A 14,546-nucleotide genomic window follows, 5' to 3' on the forward strand; every position below is an offset into this window, starting at 1 on the left:
TCGTCAACTCCGGCCGGACGGTCCCGGGTGGCCTGCGAGGATCGGGGGGTGACCCTGACGATCGAGCTGGGGGCGGATCCGCAGGTCGCGTTCGGTCCGTCGCCGTTGGGCGAGTTGATCAGCGCCCTGCACGTCCTGAGCGCCCCGACGCACCATACCGCGCAGCACGCCTGGGCGGCGGCGGTGGCGGCGACGCTGCCGGCGGACCTCGCGGACCGGATCGACGCGGCGAGTTTCCTGTGGCAGGTCGGCAGGGCGGATTTCCTGGTACCGTCCGCCGTCCGCGCCACCCTCGCCGACGACCTCGACGACCTGGACGCGCTCGACGAGGACACGTTCCGGCACGCCGCGTTCATTCCGGCGTGCGGGGCCGACCGTCGGGCCCGCCGGACCCGTCCGGGGCCGGGCCGAAGGACGCAGGCTGCCGCGCAGTCGAACGCCGTCGGTGTGACCGTCCCGGCCACTTCCGGCCCAGCGGAGCCTGCCGACCCGGGACACTCCGACCGGGCACCCGGCCGAGCGCAGCCAGAGCCCGCCGACCTACGACACTCCCACCTGGCACCCGGCCCAGCGGAGCCGCAGCCTGCCGACCCGCGACACTCCGACCAGGCATCCGGTCCAGCGGAGCCGGAGCCCGCCGACCCGAGGCACTCCGACGGGGCACCCGGCCCAGCGGAGTTCGACCCGCGACATCCCCACCGGGCACCCGCCCCCCAGCGAACCGCCGACCCGGCGGAAGGCACCCCGGAGCCGGCCGGTCGGGCCACACCCGCCCCGGGGCGCCCCGAGGACCGGTCCGCCACCCGCGCCCGCGCCCTCTCCCGCGCCCGCGGCCCCGCCCAGGCCGAGTTCGTCGACCGCCTCCTCACGGACCTCCCGGGCCTGCGCGCCTGGCTGCGCCGCCTGTTCGAGGACTGCGAGGCCGCGTTCTTCGCCGAGGCCTGGCGGCAGGTCCGGGTGCGGCTGGTGACGGACGCGCGGGACAAGTCCGAGCTGTACCGGCGGAAGGGGCTGGCGGCGGCGGTCGAGGCGATGTCCCCGGCGCTGTCGGTGCGGGGTACGAAGCTGCTGATCGACAAGCTCCGGGTCAGTACGGCCACCGCGGAGCAGCGGGGGATCACGTTCGCGCCGACGGCGTTCGGCTGGCCGCACCTGGTGGTCTCGGACGAGCCGGGCTGGCGGCCGGTGGTGCAGTACCCGGTGGCCCCGGAGGCCGTGGTGCCCCTGGATCTGGTGCGCCGGCGGATGGAGGCGCTGTCGAACCCGGCCCGGATGCGGCTGTGCTGGCTGCTGGCCCGGGGTGCGCACACGACGGGGGAGTTGGCGGAGGCGTGGCAGTTGTCGGCCCCGGAGGTGTCCCGGCACCTGGCCGTCCTGCATCGGGCCGGGTTGCTGGAGCGGGAGCGGCGCGGCCGGTACACGCTGCACCGGTTGGATCTGGCGGCGGTCGGCAGGCTGGGCTCGGACCTGGTGGAGGCCCTGCTCCGCTGAGAACGGAGCCGGGAAGTTAGTCAAGAAATCTTGCGCAACTAAAACTGTGCAACTAATCTTGCACACATGACTGAGAAGACCACGCCGATCAAGGACCCCGCGGTCCTCAAGGCGGTCACCCACCCGCTCCGGCTGCGCCTCTACGGCCTCCTCAACACCTTCGGCCCCTCCACCGCGAGCACCCTCGCCGAGCGGGTCGACCTGGCCGTCGCCAAGGTCAGCTACCACCTGCACCAGCTGGCCCGGTTCGGCTTCGTCGTCGAGGCCCCGGAGCTGGCGCGGGACGGCCGCGAGCGCTGGTGGCGGTCGGTGCCGGGCGGGATCAGCTGGAGCGAGGGCGACTTCCCGGCCGGCAGCGAGGGCCGGGCGATCTCCGAGGCGGTCACGGCCGACACGATCCGCCGCCGGTTCCAGCTGCTGGAGGGGTACCTGCGCAACCAGGACGACTGGCCGGAGGAGTGGCGCGACGCGTCGTGGAGCACCAACGGCGCGATCCGGGTCGACCGCGCGGAGCTCGCGGAGTTCACCGCCGAGCTGGCCGAGCTGTTCCGGCGCTGGGGCGACCGGCCGATCGACGAGTCCGACGACCGCCAGTTCGTCTACCTGTTCGCCCACGCCTTCCCCTACGTCCCGTGACCGCCGCCGTCGAGGCCCCGGCGACCACGCCCCAGCGGCCCTACCGCAACCCCACGTTCCTCGGCTGGCTCGCCGGCTACTGGCTGTCCCTCGTCGGCGACCAGATCTACTTCATCGCGTTCGCCTTCTCCGCCGCCCAGCTCGGGGATCCGCTGCTCACCAGCCTGGTGTCGATGGCCAGTTCGATCCCGCGCGCGGTGCTGATGCTGTTCGGCGGCGCGCTGGGCGACCGGATCGGCCTGCGGAAGCTGATGCTGGTCTCCGACGCGTTCCGGGTGCTCGTGATGGCCGTCGCGGCGCTGGCCGGCCTGGGCGGCACGTCGATGTGGCTGCTCGTCGGGGCGGCGCTGGTGTTCGGCGCGGTGGACGCGGCGTACATGCCGGCGGTCACCGCCCTGCCGGCCCTGATCCTGCCCGGCGACCAGCTGCCCGCCTCCGTCGCCGCCCGCCAGCTCGCCAACCGGGGCGCCCTGCTGCTCGGCGCGCCGCTCGGCGGCCTGCTCGTCGCGGTCGGCGGCTTCCCGCTCGCGTGCGGGGTCAACGCGGTCAGCTTCGCCCTCTCGGTGCTGATCCTGGCGAAGATCAGACCCCAGTTCGAGACCAGGGGGGTACGCGAGGCGAAGCCCCGCCGCAACCTCCTCGCCGAGGTGGGCGACGGCCTGCGCTACGTGATCGGCCAGCCGGTGCTCCGGGGCGTGTTCCTGGTGCTCACCACCCTCGAGTTCTGCGTGACGGGCCCGGTCAACCTCGCCGTGCCGCTGCGCTCGGTGGCCGAGGGCTGGGGCGCGACGGGGCAGGGCTGGATGCTCGGCGCGCTCGGGGTGGGCGGCGCGGGCGGCGCGCTGCTGGTCCTGCTCGCCCGGAAGTGGACCCGCCCGGTCACGATCGGCCTGTGGGTGATGCTGGTCCAGGCGGTGGGCGTGGTGTTCGTCGGCTACGGCCCGACCCTGCCGGCGGTGTGCGCGGCGATGGTGGCGATCGGGGCGTCGGGCGGCGTCGCGGGTTCCCTGCTCGCGGGCTCGACCCAGAACCTGATCCCCGACGGGTACCGGGCCCGGGTCGGCTCCATCTTCGTCCTCCAGGGCCTCGGCCTGGTACCCGTCTCGTTCACGCTCTTCGGGCTCCTCGGCACGGCGGTCGGGGTGCCGGCGGCGTGCGCGGTCTGCGGGGTCCTCATCGCGGCCTCGGTCGCCGCCGCCTTCACCCTCCCGGCCATCCGCCGCGCGTGACCGCCGCACCCGGCCCGTGGGGCGTCCCGCAGAGCCGGGGCGCCCCACGGGCCGGTTGGTTGCCCCGCACGACCGGACCTTCCGCCTCGCCAGCGGCGTGCCCGCACGTGCGCGGTGTCCCTCGCCCCAGGAGGGCCGGCGCGCCCCGAGCCGTCGCCGGGGCCTACTCCGGCTTCGTGGTCACGTAGATCGCGGTGCCCGGGAAGATCTTTCCGCGCAGCGGGCTCCACTGGCCCCACTCCTGGGTGTGCCCCTCGGGCCACTCCGGCTCGACGATGTCCACCAGGGTCAGCCCGGCGGCCACGATCTCGCGGACCCGGTCGCCGAGCGTCCGGTGGTGCTCGACGTAGGTGGGCACCCCGTCGGTGTACTCGACGTACGGCCGCCGGTCGAAGTACGAGTGGATCGCGACCAGCCCGGCCTCGCCCGGATCGTCCGGGAAGATCCATCTCATCGGGTGCGTGACGGAGAACACCCACCGGCCTCCCGGGCGCAGCACCCGGGCCGCCTCGCGCATCACGAGGGCCGAGTCGGTCACGAACGGAACGGCCCCGAATGCGGTGAAGATCACATCGAACGCGCCGTCCCGGAAGGGCAGGCACTCGGCGTCGGCGAGGGCGAGCGGGATCCGTACCCCCGAATGGTCGTTGCCCGCCACGGCGTGCCGCAACATGCCGGCGGACAGGTCGGTCGCGACCACCTCCGCACCCTGCGTACGCAGCCATCGAGAGCTGGACGCCGACCCGCAGCCGATCTCCAGGATCCGCTTCCCGGCCACGGGTCCGAGCAGTCCGGCGCGCTCCTCGGTGAGCCCCTCGGGGCACCAGCGCAGCAGCACCTCGCCGAGGAATTCGCCGTGTTCGGCATGGTAGTGATCTGCGTCACTGTCCCACCAGTGCGTGTTCGCCTGCCGGCTCTCAGCTCGGGTGGTGGCCCCTCGGGCGGTGTGCGTTTGGTTCACGGCGTGACATTATGCCGGGGGACGGTTGGACCGTGTGGTATTGGGCGGGGTAGGCTGGACGACGCGTTGGTGGGTCGCGCGTCTCGGCAGGGAGCAGGCCCGCAACTGCTGGCAGAGGCCGGCGGATGGGCCCACGGACGCACCGCACACACGATCGACAACCCAACCGGAGCACCTGCCCACATGACGAGCAGCATCGAGGTCTCCTCGACGAATACGGTCGCAATCAATGACATCGGCTCTGAGGAAGACTTCCTCGCCGCCATTGATCTGACCATCAAGTACTTCAACGACGGTGACATTGTCGAAGGCACCGTCGTCAAGGTCGACCGGGACGAGGTCCTGCTCGACATTGGCTACAAGACCGAGGGCGTCATTCCCTCGCGCGAGTTGTCGATCAAGCACGACGTTGACCCGGCCGATGTGGTCGCTGTGGGCGACCAGATCGAGGCCCTTGTTCTCCAGAAGGAGGACAAGGAGGGTCGGCTGATCCTGTCCAAGAAGCGCGCCCAGTACGAGCGCGCGTGGGGCACGATCGAGAAGATCAAGGAGGACGACGGCGTCGTTCGCGGCACCGTCATCGAGGTCGTCAAGGGTGGTCTCATCCTGGACATCGGCCTCCGGGGCTTCCTGCCGGCCTCCCTGGTCGAGATGCGGCGCGTCCGCGACCTCCAGCCCTACGTGGGCCGTGAGCTCGAGGCGAAGATCATCGAGCTGGACAAGAACCGCAACAACGTGGTCCTGTCCCGCCGCGCGTGGCTCGAGCAGACCCAGTCCGAGGTCCGCACCGAGTTCCTCAACAAGCTCGCCAAGGGCCAGGTCCGCAAGGGCGTCGTGTCCTCGATCGTCAACTTCGGCGCGTTCGTGGACCTCGGCGGCGTCGACGGCCTCGTGCACGTCTCGGAGCTGTCCTGGAAGCACATCGACCACCCGTCCGAGGTTGTCGAGGTCGGCCAGGAGGTCGAGGTCGAGGTTCTCGACGTGGACCTCGAGCGCGAGCGCGTCTCCCTGTCGCTGAAGGCGACGCAGGAGGACCCGTGGCGTCAGTTCGCCCGGACCCACCAGATCGGCCAGATCGTGCCCGGTAAGGTCACCAAGCTGGTTCCGTTCGGTGCGTTCGTGCGGGTCGACGACGGCATCGAGGGCCTGGTGCACATCTCCGAGCTGGCCGAGCGCCACGTGGAGATCCCGGAGCAGGTCGTCCAGGTCAACGGCGACGTTCTCGTCAAGGTCATCGACATCGACCTCGAGCGTCGGCGGATCTCGCTCTCGCTCAAGCAGGCGAACGAGGGCTTCGTCGAGGGCGACGAGCACTTCGACCCGACCCTCTACGGTATGGCTGCCACCTACGACGAGGCCGGCAACTACATCTACCCGGAGGGCTTCGACCCGGAGACGGGCGAGTGGCTCGAGGGCTTCGACGCGCAGCGTGAGGTGTGGGAGAAGCAGTACGCCGACGCCCGCGTCCGCTGGGAGGCGCACGCCAAGCAGGTCGAGGCGGCCCGTGTCGCCGACGCCGAGGCCGCGGAGAACCCGCAGCCCGTCACGGTCGGCACGCCGACCGGTGGCTCCGGTGCGACCAGCATGAGCACCAGCAGCACCCCGACGGCCTCCAAGGCCCCCGAGGAGCCGGCTGGCACCCTCGCCACCGACGAGGCGCTCGCGGCTCTCCGCGAGAAGCTCGCGGGTGGCAAGGCGTAGGTAGCACGTAGTTCGTAGAAAGGGCCCCGGCGCGCAGCGCCGGGGCCCTTTCGCATGCTCGCAGGGCGGGCCGGGAGCTAGCGGGTGTCAGGGTGCCGGGCTGGTCGGGTGCCGGGACCGAGGCAGCGGGGGAGGCCAGCCCGGAAGGCCGGGCAGGGTCAGGGGGAGGGCTCGGGGTGCCGGGGTGGTCGGGTGCCGGGGGCGTCCTGGTGGCTCGGGGAGGGTGTCGGGGTGGTGGGTCGGTAGGGTCGGGAGATGTTGAGAGTGGGACTGACCGGCGGTATCGGGGCCGGCAAGAGCGCCGTCGCCCGGCACCTCGCGGAGCGGGGTGCCGTGATCGTGGACTCCGACGTGCTGGCCCGCGAGGTCGTCGCACCCGGGACGGACGGGCTCGCCGAGGTCGTCGCCACCTTCGGCGAGGGGGTGCTCCGGGACGGCGCGCTGGACCGCCCCGCGCTCGCCGCCGTCGTGTTCGGTGACCCGTCGGCCCGGGCCCGCCTCGAACGGATCATCCACCCGAGGGTCCGCGCCAGGTCCGAGGAACTCACGGCCGGGGCGGGGGAGGCCGCGGTCGTCGTCAACGACATCCCGCTGCTGGTCGAGGTGGGCCTGGCTCCGACCTTCCACCTGGTACTGGTCGTGCGCGCCGCCCACGACGTCCGCATCGGGCGCCTGATCGGACGGGGCCTGCCGAGGGCCGAGGCCGAGTCCCGGATGGCCGCCCAGGCGACCGACGATCAGCGCCGGGCCGCCGCCGACATCGAGGTGGACAACTCGGGCACCCTGGCCGAGCTGCACGCCCGCCTGGACGCCGTGTGGGACCGACTCGTCGCGTTCGAGGCGAACCTCCGCGCCGGCCAGCGCGCCCCCCGCCCGCCCGAGCTGGTCATCAGTGCCCCGGACCCGACCTGGCCGGAGCAGTACGCCCGGCTGGCCGCCCGGATCACCCACGCCGCCGGGGACCTCGCCCTCACCCTCGACCACATCGGCTCCACCTCGGTCCCCGACCTGCCCGCCAAGGACATCCTGGACCTCCAGCTGGGCGTCGCCGACCTGGCCGCCGCCGACCGCCTGGCCCCCCTGCTGGCCGCCGCCGGCTTCCCCGCCAACCCGGGCGAGTGGTGGGACAATCCGAAACCCCCGGACACCACCATCTGGTACAAAAGGGTGCACGGCGCCGCCGACCCGGCCCGCCCTGTCAACCTGCACGTCCGCCCCGTCGGCTCCCCGGGCTGGCGCTGGGCCCTCCTCTTCCGCGACTGGCTCCGCGCCAACCCGACCGAGGTGTCCGCGTACGCCCAGCTCAAGGCCACTCTGGCGGCCCAGGGCCTGACGGCCTCCGAGTACGCCGACGCGAAGGAACCCTGGTTCAACGAGGCGGGCGCGCTGGCGGAAAAGTGGGCAACGGAGACATCCTGGGCCCCGGCCGATGCGCCCGGGTCACCGCCCCATTCGTAACCAAAAAAGGTTTTTGAGGTTTTGACCTGACGTCTTGGCCCGCTGAGGGCGGCGAGGCGAAGGCGGAGGCGTTTCCGCATACCGGTGTTGTATGCGGAAACGCCGACAACGCGCGCATCGTCGCCCTCAGCGGGCCCCACCCACCCAAAGAGGAGAGCTTCGCCAGGTGGGGCGAAGCTCTCCCTTTTGGCAGGCTCGACGACCCCGGTCGACACGAGGTCGACCGACGCCCGATGCGCTCACCGACGTGTGGGGTCGGGAGCTGCGACCGGTGCCCGGGGCTCTGACCGAGGTCATCCGCCGGGAAAGGTCGCCACCGCCTGCTGCACGATCGAGGCTAGCCCCGGGATCTTGGGGGCACAATGCTTTTGGGGCTTGTTGGCGCATCGTAAATCGGGGATGTCGTACCTGGCGCGTACGGTGGGTTCCATGGCGCTGGACATCCCCCGGGCATCGGGTCGTTTCGAGGTTGTGAGTGACTACAAGCCGGCTGGCGACCAGCCGACGGCGATCGCCGAGCTGGCCGCGAGGGTGCGGCGCGGCGAGGAGCATTCGGTGCTCCTGGGTGCCACGGGCACGGGCAAGAGCGCCACGACGGCGTGGTTGATCGAGGAGTTGCAGCGCCCGGCGCTGGTGCTGGCCCCGAACAAGACCCTGGCCGCGCAGCTGGCGACGGAGTTCCGCGAGCTGATGCCGCACAACGCGGTGGAGTACTTCGTCAGCTACTACGACTACTACCAGCCCGAGGCGTACATCGCGCAGTCGGACACCTACATCGAGAAGGACTCCTCGGTCAACGAGGAGGTCGAGCGGCTCCGGCACTCGACGACGAAGAGCCTGCTCAGCCGCCGGGACGTGATCGTGGTGGCGACGGTGAGCGCGATCTACGGCCTGGGCACGCCGGAGGAGTACCTGGAGCGGGCCGCCGTCGTGAAGATGGGCGAGGAGCTGGACCGGGACACGTTCCTGCGCCGGCTGGTCGACATCCAGTACACCCGCAACGACGTGGCCTTCGTCCGGGGCACGTTCCGGGTGCGCGGGGACACGATCGAGATCATCCCGGCGTACGAGGAGCTGGCGCTCCGGATCGAGCTGTTCGGCGACGAGGTGGAGAAGCTCTCCTACCTGCACCCGCTGACCGGCGACGTGGTCCGCGAGGTCGACTCGATGGTGGTGTTCCCCGCGACCCACTACGCGGCCGGCCCGGAGCGCATGGAGCGCGCGATCGGTCAGATCGAGGTGGAGCTGGCCGAGCGCCTCGCCGAGCTGGACCGGCAGGGCAAGCTGCTGGAGGCCCAGCGGCTCCGGATGCGCACCACCTACGACCTGGAGATGATGCGCCAGGTGGGCTTCTGCTCCGGGATCGAGAACTACTCCCGGCACATCGACGGCCGGGACGGCGGCAGCCCCCCGCACTGCCTGCTGGACTACTTCCCGGCGGACTTCCTCACGGTCATCGACGAGTCGCACGTGACGATCCCCCAGATCGGCGGGATGTACGAGGGCGACGCCTCCCGGAAGCGTTCCCTGGTCGACCACGGTTTCCGGCTGCCGTCGGCGATGGACAACCGGCCGCTGCGGTTCGACGAGTTCACGGAGCGGGTCGGCCAGGCGGTCTACCTGTCGGCGACGCCCGGCCCGTGGGAGCTGCGCGCGACCGGCGGCGAGTTCGTCGAGCAGGTGATCCGGCCGACGGGGCTGATCGACCCCGAGGTGGTGCTCAAGCCGACCAAGGGTCAGATCGACGACCTGATGCACGAGATCCGGATCCGGACGGAGCGCGACGAGCGGGTGCTGGTCACCACGCTGACGAAGAAGATGTCCGAGGACCTCACCGACTACCTGCTGGAACACGACATCCGCGTCCGGTACCTGCACTCGGAGGTCGACACCCTGCGCCGGGTCGAGCTGCTCCGCGAGCTGCGCAAGGGCGACTACGACGTCCTGGTCGGCATCAACCTGCTCCGCGAGGGCCTGGACCTGCCGGAGGTGTCCCTGGTCGCGATCCTGGACGCCGACAAGGAGGGCTTCCTGCGCTCGGCGACCTCGCTGATCCAGACCATCGGCCGCGCGGCGCGGAACGTGTCCGGCCAGGTCCACATGTACGCGGACAAGATCACGCCGTCGATGGCCCAGGCGCTGGACGAGACGGACCGGCGCCGCGCCAAACAGATCGCGTACAACGAGGCGCACGGCGTCGACCCGCAGCCGTTGCGCAAGCAGATCCGCGACGTGCTCGAGGGCATCTACCGCGAGGCCGAGGAGACCGACGCCGCGCTGGTCGGCGGCGGCCGGCAGCTGTCCCGGGGCAAGTCCCCGGTGCCGGGCGGCCCGGGCAGCGGCCGGATCCGGAGCACCACGGCGGCGGAGCCGGGCATGGCGCGCGCCGACCTGGCCGACCTGATCGGTCAGCTCAACGAGCAGATGCTGGGCGCGGCCCGGGAGTTGCAGTTCGAGGTGGCGGCCCGGATCCGGGACGAGATCAAGGAGCTGAAGAAGGAGCTCCGGCAGCTCGACGCGGCGGGGGTGTGACCGGCGGGCGGGGCCCCGGGGAGACCGGGGCCGGCCCACGCGACCCGGGTGCGGGCCCGGTCTCCCCGGGCCCCTCGGATCCCTGGCCCGGACCGGCCGCCGATGCCGACGCGAGGCGACCGGCGGGCCCGCGCCACCCTGACGGTGCCGGGCGGTCGGTGGCTGTGGTCGTCGAGGAGTGGGTCGGGGTGCCCGACGAGCGGCTGCGCGCCGAGATCCACCGGGTGATCGCTGCGGTCGTGGACGTGGGCGGCGCGGTCGGCTTCCTGGCCACCCCCGACCGGGCCGAGGTCGACGCGTGGATCGACTCGCTGCTCGGCGGGATCGCCGGGGGCCGGGCCGGGATGGTGCTCTGCCGGGTGGACGGCCGGGTCGAGGCGCTCGGCTCGTGGGCGCGGGGCGCGCCCGGACCGCAGGGGCACACGGCCCTGCTGAGCCGGATCATGGCGCACCCGTCGGCGCGGGGTCTGGGCCTGGGGCGGCGGGTCGTGACGAGCCTGGTCGACGCGGTGGCGGCCGTCGGCGTGGAGGTGGCGCTGCTGTCGGTCCGGGGCAACAACCACGGCGCGGTGGCGCTGTACGAGGACTGCGGCTTCACGGTGTACGGGGTCGTCCCCAACGGGCTCGCGGTGGGCGATGTCCGGTTCGACGAGGTGCGGATGGTGCGGCAGGTGGCGCTGCCGGAGACGGTGACGATCCACGGGCGGGCCGTGGGTGGGCCGGGCGGGTCGGTGCGCCGGGCGAACGCCTGAACCTGGGGGCACCCGTGCCGGCCGGTACCCGTCTGGTGGTCCGCGGGGTTTCGGCACGCCTGGGGCGGACCCCGGGCGTGCCGGTCACAGGTGCCTACAGGTCGTTGAAGTGTTCCACCACGGGCGGGGCCGCGAAGTACCCACCGATCTGGCCCCGCCACTGCTCGAAGCGCTCGGAGTTCCGGAAGTTCTCCACGTGGGCCTCGACGCTGTCCCACTCCACCAGCAGGACGAACTTCGACGGCGACTCGATGCCCCGGGTCATCCGGACCTTCTGGCAGCCGGGGGTGGTGGCGAGCAGGGGGAGGGCCTTGGCGTACGCCGCGGCGAACTCCTCCTCCTGGCCGGGGACGACGTCGATGAGGGCGACTTCGAGAATCATGCACCGCAGCCTGCCAGTGTCCACAGGCTCACGCAAGGTACGCAAAGAGCGATCGTGGCCACGTTCGGACCGGGCCTCAGGACCGTGCGGTCGGGATCATCGGGCCATGAATACCGTGTTCATGCAGATACGTCGCATTGACGGCAGGCGCTGTCCGTGGTGGGGCGGCCGGCGCGGGCGAACCGGACGCCGGGGTGCGAACCCGCCGGGCGGTGGTGACAGTGCAGACAAGTTGCGCCCCGAAGTCGTTTCCGCGCAGGCCATGGGAGACAATGGGGCGTACAAGGAGGGGAGTATTCCCCCGCGGCGGTCTCGTCAGCACGGTTCCCTCGGGAACCCGGGACCGTCGGTCGCTGGTCGTAGCGGCGGAAGAGACCTCCGGTGATGCTTTGCGCCTGCCGGAGGAACAGTGAATATCCCAACCTGGGTGTGGATCGCGACCATGGTCGGGCTCGCCGCCCTGCTCCTGTTCGACCTGGCCATCGTGGGCCGTCGCCCACACGAGCCGTCGATCCGCGAGTCCACCCTCTGGGTCGTCTTCTACGTCGGGCTGGCCGTCGCCTTCGGGTTCGGCATCTTGGCGACCTCGGGGCCCAAGTTCGCGGGTGAGTTCTTCGCCGGCTGGGTCACCGAGTACAGCCTGTCGGTGGACAACCTCTTCGTGTTCGTCCTGATCATGGCGAACTTCGCGGTCCCCCGGATCTACCAGCAGAAGGTGCTGCTCGTCGGCATCGTGATAGCACTGATCATGCGTGGCGCGTTCATCGCGGCCGGCGCGGCGCTGATCGAGAAGTTCGTCTGGGTCTTCTACTTCTTCGGCCTGTTCCTGGTGTTCACGGCGATCAAGCTGGCCAAGGGCGGCGAGACCGACGATGACGAGTTCAAGGAGAACATCCTCATCCGGGTGACGCGCCGGGTGCTGCCGGTGACGAAGGAGTACCACGGCGCGGACCTGACCACCCGGCTCAACGGCCGGAAGATGTTCACCCCGATGCTGGTCGTCATGATCGCGATCGGTACCACGGACCTGATCTTCGCGCTGGACTCGATCCCGGCCATCTTCGGGCTCACCAAGGAGCCCTACCTGGTGTTCACGGCCAACGTGTTCGCGCTGATGGGCCTGCGCCAGCTGTACTTCCTGATCGGCGGTCTCCTCGACCGCCTCGTCTACCTGTCGATCGGCCTGTCGATCGTCCTCGGCTTCATCGGCGTGAAGCTGGTGATGGAGGCGCTCGCCGAGAACAACGTCGTGTTCATCAACGGCGGCGAGAAGATCTCCTGGGTGCCGCACATCCCGATCTGGCTGTCCCTCACGATCATCCTGGGCACGCTCGTGGTGACCACGGTGCTGAGCCTGGCGAAGTCCTCGCGGGACAAGAAGCGCGACCTGCGCGCTGCGTCGTAGAAAGCCTCTGATCAGGGCGGCGACCTCCGAGGAGGTCGCCGCCCTGTCGCGTCTACAGCCGGCCGATCCCCAACAGGGTCGCGACCCGCTCCGCCGTCAGTTCCTCGCACACGACCCGGCCGGTGGTCCCGCACGCGTGCAGCATCCGGCCGTCGCCGACCACGAAGCCGACGTGGTGGACGGGCTGGCCGTCCCGGGCGAAGAAGTACAGGTCGCCGGCCTGCTCCGTGCCCCGCTCGACCGGGGTGGCCGCCGCGTACTGGTCCGCCGCGTCCCGGGGCACCGCGCCGCCGAGGGCCACGTACACCAGGCCGGAGCAGTCGATCCCGTACGCCGACAGGCCGCCCCACACGTACGGCACGTCCAGCATCCGCCAGGCGACCGTCATCGCGTCGGGCGCGGGCGCGTCGGCGGCCCGCAGGTCACGCAGCCGCCCCCAGAGCGGCTCGGTGACGCCGGGCACCCGGATCGGGGCCCAGCCGCGCTGCGAGGGGCCGGCGGACGTCAGCCGGGTACCGAGGACGACGGCCGGCAGGGTGACGTCGCCGTTCGGCTCGTCGAGCAGGGCGATGCTCGTGGCGTCGACCACGTAGTCGGCTTCGTCGGCGGGGGTGAACTCGGTCAGCTGGGCGCTGGGCAGCCAGCCCGGGTAGCCGCGCTCGTCCTGGTCGGTGCTCTGCCGGGGGGCGATGATCCGCGTCCACTCGCCGCGCACCTCGTCGACCAGCACGGACTCGCCGAGCCGGACCTGGGTCAGCGTCCGGCCGTTGAGGTCGGCCCGGTCGGCGGTGGTCATGGCGTTCAGCCAGTGCCGGGGGTGCGCGGGTGTGCTCAACGCGGGCGAGTCGACATCCCGCGCAGCCTCCGGACCGGTCCACACCGTGCCCACCCCGACCGCCACTGTCGCCCTGTGCATGACTCTCTCCTCGCTGTGGACTTCCGACACCCGAAGGCCAAGATAACCGGTCCGTCCGGCACCATGGGGCCATGACTCTGCTGAGCGGTGCCCCCAACACCCGTGACCTCGGAGAACACGTCACGGCGCGGGGAGAGAGACTCGCCACTGGCCGGGCGTACCGGGCGGACTCGCTGGTCCGGCTCACCGACGACGATATCGCGGTCGTCGAGAGCTGGGGCCTGGCGCACGTGCTCGACCTGCGCGGCGGCCCCGAGGTCGCGACCCTGGGCGCGGACCGGCTGCCGACCGGCCCGGTGTTGCGCGCCCTCTCCGTCTACGACGAGGACCTCGACATCTACGCCCTGATGACCGCCGCGATCGGCAGCGGCGACCCCGACCGGCAGGCCGAGCTCCTCGGCGACGGCCGGGGCGAGCAGCTGATGGTGGACATGTACCGCTGGTTCGTCACGCACCCGGGCGCGCGGGCCCAGTTCGGGGCGGCGCTGGCGACCCTGGCGGATCCGGCCGGCGTTCCGGTGCTGTTCCACTGCACGGCCGGCAAGGACCGCACGGGCTGGTTGGCGGCCGTCGCGCTCACCGCCGTGGGCGTGGACCGGGAGGCCGTGTTCGCCGACTACCTGCGGACCAACACCTCGGCCGACCAGTCGCGGGCGCTGCTGGAGGGGCTGCGGGTGCGGGGGCTGGTCCGGGACGTGGGGTTGTTCGCGCCGCTGATCGAGGCGCGGGAGGCGTATCTGGCGGCGGCGTTCGAGGAGGTCGACCGGGGGTATCCGGACTTCGCGACGTTCGTGACGGCCGGGCTCGGGGTGGAGCCGGCGGCGCTGCGCCGGAACCTGCTGGCATGAGACCCTTCGACGGGTACGCCGGGAGGCGCGCCTCATTCGAGCCAGCCCCCTAGGAAGCTTGGGGTGCGTCTGCCCGGTCACAGCCCGGGACCGGGGAGGCGTTGGGCGTTCGACGAGGGGGATTCGTCGGCGGTGCGGCGGGACCGACGTCTGCTTGTGGGCGGCGTGCCGGGGCCGACGTCTGCTTGTCGGTGGCTCGCCGGGACTGACGTCTGCTCGCGGAGGCGTACCGAGG

The 14,546-nt window shown here is 71.6% G+C and carries 12 protein-coding genes; 9 read left to right on the forward strand and 3 right to left on the reverse strand.

The genetic code is table 11. The annotated features are described in order from the left end of the window. Positions 1–48 precede the first annotated feature (48 nt). The 3 genes from AB0M43_RS26920 (at position 49) to AB0M43_RS26930 (ending at position 3,356) form a co-directional block, all read left to right on the forward strand. Positions 49–1,491 carry a DUF5937 family protein gene (locus AB0M43_RS26920; protein WP_363728523.1) on the forward strand — a complete coding sequence of 481 codons (1,443 nt, stop codon included), beginning with the start codon at positions 49–51 and terminating at the stop codon, positions 1,489–1,491. Positions 1,492–1,557: 66 nt separating this feature from the next. Next, entirely contained in the window at positions 1,558–2,127 is a 570-nt protein-coding gene (locus AB0M43_RS26925) for a helix-turn-helix domain-containing protein (protein ID WP_363728524.1), read from the forward strand. Further along, positions 2,124–3,356, forward strand: coding sequence for an MFS transporter (locus AB0M43_RS26930; protein WP_363728525.1), 1,233 nt, complete (start codon positions 2,124–2,126; stop codon positions 3,354–3,356). Before AB0M43_RS26925 ends, AB0M43_RS26930 begins: the two co-directional genes overlap by 4 nt. Before the next feature lie 163 nt (positions 3,357–3,519). On the opposite strand, the gene AB0M43_RS26935 is transcribed toward AB0M43_RS26930, so the two are convergent. Beyond that, positions 3,520–4,317, reverse strand: coding sequence for a class I SAM-dependent methyltransferase (locus AB0M43_RS26935; protein WP_363728526.1), 798 nt, complete (start codon positions 4,315–4,317; stop codon positions 3,520–3,522). Between the two features lie 183 nt (positions 4,318–4,500). On the opposite strand from AB0M43_RS26935, the gene rpsA reads away from it, so the two are divergent. From rpsA to AB0M43_RS26955, 4 genes are all read left to right on the forward strand, one after another. Continuing rightward, positions 4,501–6,018 carry a 30S ribosomal protein S1 gene (gene rpsA / locus AB0M43_RS26940; protein ID WP_363728527.1) on the forward strand — a complete coding sequence of 506 codons (1,518 nt, stop codon included), beginning with the start codon at positions 4,501–4,503 and terminating at the stop codon, positions 6,016–6,018. 255 nt (positions 6,019–6,273) lie between these two features. Then, entirely contained in the window at positions 6,274–7,476 is a 1,203-nt protein-coding gene (gene coaE / locus AB0M43_RS26945; RefSeq protein WP_363728528.1) for a dephospho-CoA kinase, read from the forward strand. 429 nt (positions 7,477–7,905) lie between these two features. After that, the gene (uvrB, locus tag AB0M43_RS26950; protein WP_363728529.1) at positions 7,906–10,008 is read left to right on the forward strand and encodes an excinuclease ABC subunit UvrB; all 2,103 of its coding nucleotides are present in this window, start codon (positions 7,906–7,908) and stop codon (positions 10,006–10,008) included. A 158-nt stretch (positions 10,009–10,166) separates the two neighbouring features. Further along, entirely contained in the window at positions 10,167–10,760 is a 594-nt protein-coding gene (locus tag AB0M43_RS26955) for a GNAT family N-acetyltransferase (RefSeq protein WP_363728530.1), read from the forward strand. A 94-nt stretch (positions 10,761–10,854) separates the two neighbouring features. Here the strand turns inward: AB0M43_RS26955 and AB0M43_RS26960 are convergent, their stop codons facing one another. Further along, positions 10,855–11,142: an antibiotic biosynthesis monooxygenase gene (locus AB0M43_RS26960; protein WP_363728531.1), complete on the reverse strand. Its 288-nt coding sequence runs from the start codon at positions 11,140–11,142 to the stop codon at positions 10,855–10,857. Positions 11,143–11,551: 409 nt separating this feature from the next. Here AB0M43_RS26960 and AB0M43_RS26965 point away from each other — a divergent pair, with 409 nt between their 5' ends. After that, positions 11,552–12,547 carry a TerC family protein gene (locus AB0M43_RS26965; protein ID WP_363728532.1) on the forward strand — a complete coding sequence of 332 codons (996 nt, stop codon included), beginning with the start codon at positions 11,552–11,554 and terminating at the stop codon, positions 12,545–12,547. 52 nt (positions 12,548–12,599) lie between these two features. Here the strand turns inward: AB0M43_RS26965 and AB0M43_RS26970 are convergent, their stop codons facing one another. Further along, a complete protein-coding gene (locus tag AB0M43_RS26970) occupies positions 12,600–13,463 on the reverse strand; it encodes a C40 family peptidase (protein WP_363728533.1) in 864 nt (287 codons plus the stop codon). Positions 13,464–13,534: 71 nt separating this feature from the next. Here AB0M43_RS26970 and AB0M43_RS26975 point away from each other — a divergent pair, with 71 nt between their 5' ends. After that, complete coding sequence (locus AB0M43_RS26975) at positions 13,535–14,311, forward strand: tyrosine-protein phosphatase (protein WP_363728534.1); 777 nt, start codon at positions 13,535–13,537, stop codon at positions 14,309–14,311. The last annotated feature ends 235 nt before the right edge of the window (positions 14,312–14,546 follow it).

This window comes from Longispora sp. NPDC051575 (genome assembly GCF_040681875.1).
Lineage (GTDB): Bacteria > Actinomycetota > Actinomycetes > Mycobacteriales > Micromonosporaceae > Longispora.

Excerpts from the sequence above, each read along its gene's own strand:
- AB0M43_RS26975 (WP_363728534.1), top strand. The coding sequence starts at position 13,535 with ATGACTCTGCTGAGCGGTGCCCCCAACACCCGTGACCTCGGAGAACAC.
- coaE (WP_363728528.1), top strand. The coding sequence starts at position 6,274 with ATGTTGAGAGTGGGACTGACCGGCGGTATCGGGGCCGGCAAGAGCGCC.
- uvrB (WP_363728529.1), top strand. The coding sequence starts at position 7,906 with ATGGCGCTGGACATCCCCCGGGCATCGGGTCGTTTCGAGGTTGTGAGT.
- AB0M43_RS26970 (WP_363728533.1), bottom strand. The coding sequence starts at position 13,463 with ATGCACAGGGCGACAGTGGCGGTCGGGGTGGGCACGGTGTGGACCGGT.
- AB0M43_RS26960 (WP_363728531.1), bottom strand. The coding sequence starts at position 11,142 with ATGATTCTCGAAGTCGCCCTCATCGACGTCGTCCCCGGCCAGGAGGAG.
- rpsA (WP_363728527.1), top strand. The coding sequence starts at position 4,501 with ATGACGAGCAGCATCGAGGTCTCCTCGACGAATACGGTCGCAATCAAT.
- AB0M43_RS26925 (WP_363728524.1), top strand. The coding sequence starts at position 1,558 with ATGACTGAGAAGACCACGCCGATCAAGGACCCCGCGGTCCTCAAGGCG.